The sequence below is a fragment of the Kurthia gibsonii genome (assembly GCF_006539985.1).
GTDB lineage: Bacteria > Bacillota > Bacilli > Bacillales_A > Planococcaceae > Kurthia > Kurthia gibsonii.
Map to the genome: position 1 here is coordinate 1 of NZ_BJOB01000100.1, position 1743 is coordinate 1743.

At 50.7% G+C, this 1743-nt stretch carries 1 rRNA gene; it reads left to right on the forward strand.

Features of this window, described 5'->3' with window-relative positions:
* Positions 1 to 120 precede the first annotated feature (120 nt).
* Positions 121 to 1668, forward strand: a 16S ribosomal RNA gene (locus KGI01_RS13610).
* Positions 1669 to 1743 lie beyond the last annotated feature (75 nt).

Here is a 1743-nt window from a genome sequence, read left to right on the forward strand (position 1 = left end):
ATGAACCTTGAAAACTAAACAAGCAAGAAGATAATCACAAACAAGTCTTATCACATTAAGTGAATAAGCAATTGTTATCAAAAGATAACGCTAGCAAAGCAAATGAGCTTTCAAACTACTTTTATGGAGAGTTTGATCCTGGCTCAGGACGAACGCTGGCGGCGTGCCTAATACATGCAAGTCGAGCGAATGACGAGAAGCTTGCTTCTCTGATTTAGCGGCGGACGGGTGAGTAACACGTGGGCAACCTGCCCTACAGATTGGGATAACTCAGGGAAACCTGGGCTAATACCGAATAATCCTTCGAATCACATGTTTTGAAGTTGAAAGGCGCTTCGGCGTCACTGTAGGATGGGCCCGCGGTGCATTAGCTAGTTGGTGGGGTAACGGCCTACCAAGGCAACGATGCATAGCCGACCTGAGAGGGTGATCGGCCACATTGGGACTGAGACACGGCCCAAACTCCTACGGGAGGCAGCAGTAGGGAATCTTCCACAATGGACGAAAGTCTGATGGAGCAACGCCGCGTGAGTGATGAAGGTTTTCGGATCGTAAAACTCTGTTGTAAGGGAAGAACAAGTACGTTAGGAAATGAACGTACCTTGACGGTACCTTATTAGAAAGCCACGGCTAACTACGTGCCAGCAGCCGCGGTAATACGTAGGTGGCAAGCGTTGTCCGGATTTATTGGGCGTAAAGCGCGCGCAGGTGGTTTCTTAAGTCTGATGTGAAAGCCCACGGCTCAACCGTGGAGGGTCATTGGAAACTGGGGAACTTGAGTGCAGAAGAGGATAGTGGAATTCCAAGTGTAGCGGTGAAATGCGTAGAGATTTGGAGGAACACCAGTGGCGAAGGCGACTGTCTGGTCTGTAACTGACACTGAGGCGCGAAAGCGTGGGGAGCAAACAGGATTAGATACCCTGGTAGTCCACGCCGTAAACGATGAGTGCTAAGTGTTAGGGGGTTTCCGCCCCTTAGTGCTGCAGCTAACGCATTAAGCACTCCGCCTGGGGAGTACGACCGCAAGGTTGAAACTCAAAGGAATTGACGGGGGCCCGCACAAGCGGTGGAGCATGTGGTTTAATTCGAAGCAACGCGAAGAACCTTACCAGGTCTTGACATCCCAATGACCGTCCTAGAGATAGGATTTTCCCTTCGGGGACATTGGTGACAGGTGGTGCATGGTTGTCGTCAGCTCGTGTCGTGAGATGTTGGGTTAAGTCCCGCAACGAGCGCAACCCTTATTCTTAGTTGCCATCATTTAGTTGGGCACTCTAAGGAGACTGCCGGTGACAAACCGGAGGAAGGTGGGGATGACGTCAAATCATCATGCCCCTTATGACCTGGGCTACACACGTGCTACAATGGACGATACAAAGAGTCGCAAACTCGCGAGGGTAAGCTAATCTCATAAAATCGTTCTCAGTTCGGATTGTAGGCTGCAACTCGCCTGCATGAAGCCGGAATCGCTAGTAATCGCGGATCAGCATGCCGCGGTGAATACGTTCCCGGGCCTTGTACACACCGCCCGTCACACCACGAGAGTTTGTAACACCCGAAGTCGGTGGGGTAACCGTAAGGAGCCAGCCGCCTAAGGTGGGATAGATGATTGGGGTGAAGTCGTAACAAGGTAGCCGTATCGGAAGGTGCGGCTGGATCACCTCCTTTCTAAGGAATATAACGGAAAAGACCTTGGGTCTTATACAGATTATCTTACTTGCTGTTTAGTTTTGAAGGCTCATG